At 68.2% G+C, this 5643-nt stretch carries 5 protein-coding genes; all 5 read left to right on the forward strand.

Annotated features, from left to right (window positions below; genetic code table 11):
- Positions 1-93 precede the first annotated feature (93 nt).
- The 5 genes from JWP60_RS02095 to JWP60_RS02115 are packed head-to-tail and all read left to right on the forward strand — an operon-like array spanning position 94 to position 5227.
- Positions 94-909 (forward strand): ABC transporter permease, encoded by an 816-nt coding sequence (locus JWP60_RS02095; RefSeq protein ID WP_299785917.1) that lies wholly within the window; start codon positions 94-96, stop codon positions 907-909.
- A 5-nt stretch (positions 910-914) separates the two neighbouring features.
- The gene (locus tag JWP60_RS02100) at positions 915-2276 is read left to right on the forward strand and encodes an FAD-binding oxidoreductase (protein ID WP_299785911.1); all 1362 of its coding nucleotides are present in this window, start codon (positions 915-917) and stop codon (positions 2274-2276) included.
- Positions 2277-2293: 17 nt separating this feature from the next.
- Positions 2294-2731: a RidA family protein gene (locus JWP60_RS02105; RefSeq protein ID WP_299785919.1), complete on the forward strand. Its 438-nt coding sequence runs from the start codon at positions 2294-2296 to the stop codon at positions 2729-2731.
- Positions 2732-2753: 22 nt separating this feature from the next.
- A complete protein-coding gene (locus JWP60_RS02110) occupies positions 2754-3812 on the forward strand; it encodes an aromatic ring-hydroxylating dioxygenase subunit alpha (RefSeq protein WP_299785913.1) in 1059 nt (352 codons plus the stop codon).
- Complete coding sequence (locus tag JWP60_RS02115; protein ID WP_299785915.1) at positions 3809-5227, forward strand: amidohydrolase family protein; 1419 nt, start codon at positions 3809-3811, stop codon at positions 5225-5227. The genes JWP60_RS02110 and JWP60_RS02115 overlap by 4 nt, the downstream gene beginning before the upstream one ends.
- The last annotated feature ends 416 nt before the right edge of the window (positions 5228-5643 follow it).

Below are 5643 nucleotides of genomic sequence, written 5' to 3' on the forward strand. Positions count from 1 at the left end.
TTATGACTTGCTCCCTCCCCGCCCGGGGTTGTGTTGGGTTGGGGGCGCTCGGCGCTTTAAGAGGCGGCGGCGCTTGCCTGACGCCGCGCCCCCATCCCCGCATTCCCCCGGAGGGGGAGGGAGCAAGTCAGACGCAACTACGACAAGGTGCTCTACCCCGCCCTGGTCGCCCTCGTCCTCATGGCCCTCTGGCAGGGCGCGGTCACCGCATACAAGCTGCCGCCCTACCTCGTGCCTTCGCCCTTCCTGATGCTCAAGACGCTGGTCACCGACTTCGGCACGCTGGGCATGGCGCTGCTCTTCACGCTGAAGATCACGCTGCTGTCGTTCGCGGCAGCCGTGGTGATCGGCGTGCTGATCTCCTTCCTGTTCGTGCAGAGCCGGCTGATCGAGACGGCGCTCTTCCCCTACGCGGTGCTGCTGCAGGTCACGCCGATCGTGGCGGTCGCGCCCCTGATCATCATCTGGGTGAAGAACCCGACGGCCTCGCTGGTGATCTGCGCCGCGCTCGTTGCGCTGTTCCCCATCATCTCCAACACCACGCTGGGCCTGCGCAGCATCGATCCCGACCTGCAAAGCTACTTCGCGCTCAATCGCGCGACGCGCCTGCAGGTGCTGCTGCGCCTGCGCATTCCGAGCGCGCTACCCTACTTCTTCGGCGGCCTGCGCATCTCCAGCGGCCTGGCGCTGATCGGCGCCGTCGTCGCGGAGTTTGTGGCGGGCACCGGCGGCACCAGCACGGGCCTCGCCTACCAGATCCTGTTTGCCGGCTACCAGCTCAATATCCCCCGCATGTTCGCGGCGCTGCTGCTGATTTCGCTCACCGGCGTGGCGCTGTTCGTGCTGATGGCGTGGCTCTCGAAACTGGCGCTGGGCTCGTGGCATGCCAGCGAACTCTCGCGGGACTGAAGACGATGAACATCCACCCGATCGAACAACTCCATATCGCCCTGCCGGACCTGGACTGGGTCACGGAGCCGCCGCGGATCGCGCGGCTTTCGCAGGATTTCTCCTGGTTCAGCCCGGTGCTCAAGCGCCAGTTGGCCGGCAAGGTGGCCGATGCCGCCGTGCGCCCGCGCAGCGAAGAAGAAATCGTGCGGCTGGTCTCGCTGTGCGCCAAGCTGCGCGTGCCGATCACCGTGCGCGGTACCGGCACCGGCAACTATGGGCAGGCGGTGCCGCTGCACGGCGGCGTGGTGATGGATCTCTCCGGCTACAACGGGTTCCTGTGGGGCCGTGACGGCGCGGGCCGTGCGCAAGCCGGCATGCGACTGGCGGACTTCGAGAACGAGACGCGCACCGCCTGCGCCATCGAGCTGCGCTGCATGCCGTCCACCTACCGCAGCGCGACGCTCGGCGGCCTGTTCGGCGGCGGCTTCGGCGGTGTCGGTTCGATCAACTACGGGCCGCTGGCGGCACGCGGCAACATCCTGGGCGTGAAGGCGATCACCATCGAGGAGCAACCGCGCATCATCGAGCTGCGCGGCGCCGACGCCCTGGCCATGCACCACCTGTGGGGCACCAACGGCCTGGTGCTGGAGATCGAGCTGGCACTGGCGCCGGCAGTCCCCTGGAACGAATACCTCGTCGTGTTCGACGGCTTCGATGCGGCGCTCGACTTCGGCAATGCCATTGCCAACGCACCGGGAATCAGCAAACGCGAGGTGGGCTTCTTCTCGGCGCCGGTCGCCGAGCGCCTCAAGCCGCTCGCCGAATTCCTGCCCGCCGGCACGCACGCCATCGTGCTGGCGCTGGCCCCCGCCAGCGAGAGCGCGATGCTGGAACTGGCCGCGCAATTCGGTGGCCGCGTGACTTACCGCAAGGAAGCCGCCGAGATCGCACGCACGCGGCGCACGCTGCTGGAATTCACCTGGAACCACACCACGCTGGTGGCGCTGAAGACCGATCCGGACATCACCTACCTGCAGTGCGCCTTCACCGCCGGCCAGCACCTGGAACAGGTGCGGCGCATGGAGACGAAGCTCGCCGGCGAGGTGCTGATGCACGCGGAATTCATCCGCAACATGGACGGCCAGGTCACCTGCACCTCGCTGCCGCTCGTGCGCTTCACGACCGAGGAGCGCCTGCAGGAAATCATCGAGTGCTACCGCGACAACGGCGTGCGCGTGAACGACCCGCACGTCTTCATCGTGGAAGACGGCAAGGCCGGGGGCGACCTGCCCGAGGCGGCGATCGCCGCCAAGCGCCGCTTCGATCCGCACAACCTGCTGAACCCGGGCAAGGTGCGCGCCTGGATGCATGGGGTGCCGCAGTGAGCGCGGTAGGCAAGCCGATGGCGAATTACGCCGCCGCACGACGGGCCGGCGATTTCCTGTTCGTCAGCGGCGTGGTGGCGGTCGATCCGGCGCGCGGGGCGATCGTCGCCTCCTACGAGGAACTGCCGGCGCAGGCGCGTGAGCAATTGCGCGCGCTCGGCTACGACACCGGGCAGATGAGCGTCGACGTGCACGAGGCGCCCGCGGTCGCCCAGAGCTGGCTCGTGCTCGATCGCATCCGCCAGATCGCCCGCGAGCACGGCGCGGAGATGGCCGACGCGATCAAGCTGGTGCAGTACTTCCGCGAGTTGCGGCACTACGCCTTCTACAACCGGGTGCGCAGCCTGTTCTACCCCGGCGAGCCGCCGGCCAGCACGGTGCTGGAGGTGAATCGCTTCCTGCCCGGCGATGCGGCCTTGATCGAAGTCGAAGCCACGATTCATTTGCGGCGATGACGCCCGCCCGGACCACCGAACCATGCTGACCACCAAACAAGACGTCCTGCGCCGCTTCTGGTATGCGCTCATGCCCATGTCCCACCTGGACGAAGGCCCCAAACCCTTTCGCCTCATGGGTGAAGACATCGTGCTGTGGAAGCAGGCCGATGGCACGCCCGCGGCGGTTGCCGACCGCTGCTGCCATCGCACCGCGAAGCTTTCCAGGGGCACGGTCGAAAACGGCAACATCGTCTGCGGCTACCACGGCTGGACCTACGACTGCACGGGCGCCTGCGTGAAGATCCCGCAGCAACCGGACCTGGCAATTCCCGCCGGCGCCCGCGTGCCGGCCTACCGCGCGCAGGAAAAATACGGCTATGTCTGGGTCGCGCTCGAAGAGCCCCTGCGCCCCATCCCGCATTTTCCCGAGGACGGCGCGCCCGGCTTTCGCCGCATCCACCAGTTCTACGAAGAGTGGCGCACAAGCCCGCTGCGGATGATGGAGAACTCGTTCGACAACTCGCACTTCTCCTTCGTGCACAAGGCCAACTTCGGCATCCTCGAGAATCCGAAGCCGGCGCCCTACACCTTCCAGGAAACCGACTACGGCTTCGAGGCCGAGACGCTGGTGCCAATCCGCAATCCCGAGGCGGGCCATCGCGTCACCGGCACCAGCGAGCCGATCACGCACCGCCGCCTGGTCAACCGCTATTACCTGCCCTTCTCGCGCCGCTTCGGCTGCACCTACCCCGCCAGCGGTGTCGCCCACATCATCTACAACTGCGCGACGCCGATCGACGACGACCGCATGATGCTGGTGCAATGGCTCTATCGCAACGACAGCGAGGAGGCGTGCAGCACGCAGGAACTGATTGACTGGGACGCGGCCATCACGGCCGAAGACCGCGAGATCCTGGAGGCGACGGATGCCGATGCCTGCATCGACACGGCCCGCCGCGCCGAATTCCACATGGCCTCCGACAAGCCCGGCCTCGTGATCCGCAAGCAGCTGCTGGACCTGCTGCACGCGCACGGCGAGGAGGAAATTCACCGCGGCAACGCCGCCAGGACCATCCCCATCCAGAAAGTCATCGCATGAGCTCGTTCCTGATCCGCAACGCCACTGCCATCCTCACGGGCCTGAAGGGCGAAGGCGCGCGCGCGCAAGGCAGCGACCTGCGCGTGCGCGATGGCCAGATCGCCGCCATCGGCACGCTTGCGCCCGAACCGGGTGAGCGGCAGATCGATGCCTCGAACTGCGTGATTTATCCGTCGTGGGTCAACACGCACCACCACCTGTTCCAGTCGCTGCTCAAGGGCGACCCGCAGGGCCTGAATGCCACGCTCACGCCCTGGCTGCTGGCCACCCCGATGCGCCTGCGCCCCGCAATGACCGAGCAGGACTTCCGGCTGGCCGCGCGCATCGGCCTGGTGGAACTGGCGCTCTCCGGTTGCGGCACGGTGGCCGACCACAACTATCACTACTACCCGGACATGCCTTACGACAGTTCGGCGATTCTGTTCGACGAGGCCGCGAAGCTGGGGCTGCGCTTCGTGCTGTGCCGCGGTGGCGGCACGCTCTCGCGCGTGCCGGGCGCGGACCTGCCGCCGGCGGGCCGGCCCGAAACGCTGGACGGCTTCCTGCAGGACATCCAGCGGCTCGCGCGCGAATTCCACGATCCCTCGGCCGATGCGATGCAGCGCGTGGTGGTCGCACCGACCACACCGCCGCACTCGATGCACCCGCAGGAGATGCGCGAGACCGCCGCCGTGGCGCGCTCGCTGGGCCTGCGCCTGCACTCGCACCTCTCCGAGACGGTGCAGTACCACGACGCGGTGCACAGCCAGCACGGCATGAAGCCGGTGCACTTTTGCGAGACGATCGACTGGTTGGGTCCCGACGTCTGGTTCGCGCACCTGGTGAAGCTCGATGCCGACGAGATCGCGCTGCTCGGCGCCACCCGCACGGGCATCGCGCACTGCCCGCAAAGCAACGGCCGGCTGGGCAGCGGCATCGCCCCCGTGCGCGCGCTGGAAGCGGCGGGCGCGCGCGTGTCGATCGGCGTGGACGGCGCGGCTTCCAACGAAGCGGCCGACATGATTTCCGAGACCCACGCTGCGTGGCTGCTGGCCCGTGCGCGCGATGGGCAGGACGCAGTGGCCGTGCATCGCGGCGGCCGCGGCGAAGCCGATGCCGCCGCCACCACCGTGGAAGACGTCGTGCGCTGGGGCAGTGCCGGCGGCGCGGCGGTGCTGGGACTGGGCGCGGTCGGCACGCTGGCCCCGGGCCAGGCCGCCGACTTCTCGATCTACGGCCTCGACCGCGACCCCCGCTACTTCGGCCTGCACGACCCCGCCATCGGCCCGGTGGCGAGCGGCGGCAATGCCGACCTGCGCTACCTGTTCGTGGCGGGCAAGGAGGTGGTGCGGGACGGGCGCATTCCGAACCTGGACTTGCTGGAACTGGGGCAGCAAAGCCGCGAGGCCGTCGCGGCGCTGCTGGCGCGGGTCTAGCGGCATGGCTCCCTCTCCGTCAGTGTAGGCGGGTTGACGGCGGCGACCCCCATGCATGTCGTTGCGGGCTTGACCCGCAATCCAGCGCGAAGCGCCGACAGCGCACCAGAGGCCGCATGGATCCGGGTCCAGCCCCACTGCTGTCCGGAATAGCACGTTCCAGCATGTCCCTGCTCAGACATGGGAAGAGGCCAAGCCTCGTCAAGAGACTTGAAAAACTGTGCTGTCATTGCGCCACGACAAGCGCCTGGGGCGGCAAAGCCGCATGCGGGCGGGCTGCGGCGCGCGCCGGGGCGTCCCGATCGCGCCAGGCGCGATCGGGCAAACCTGCGCTGGCCGGTCTTGCGGCCCGCGCGGCCGAACTCGCTGCGAGTTTGACTGCTGCGCAGCCAAACTCTCCGCTCGATCACACGTCC

The sequence above is a fragment of the Ramlibacter sp. genome (assembly GCF_028291745.1).
GTDB lineage: Bacteria > Pseudomonadota > Gammaproteobacteria > Burkholderiales > Burkholderiaceae_C > Ramlibacter.

Coding starts and splice junctions, on each gene's coding strand:
- JWP60_RS02100 (WP_299785911.1), top strand. CDS start 915: ATGAACATCCACCCGATCGAACAACTCCATATCGCCCTGCCGGACCTG.
- JWP60_RS02105 (WP_299785919.1), top strand. CDS start 2,294: ATGGCGAATTACGCCGCCGCACGACGGGCCGGCGATTTCCTGTTCGTC.
- JWP60_RS02110 (WP_299785913.1), top strand. CDS start 2,754: ATGCTGACCACCAAACAAGACGTCCTGCGCCGCTTCTGGTATGCGCTC.
- JWP60_RS02115 (WP_299785915.1), top strand. CDS start 3,809: ATGAGCTCGTTCCTGATCCGCAACGCCACTGCCATCCTCACGGGCCTG.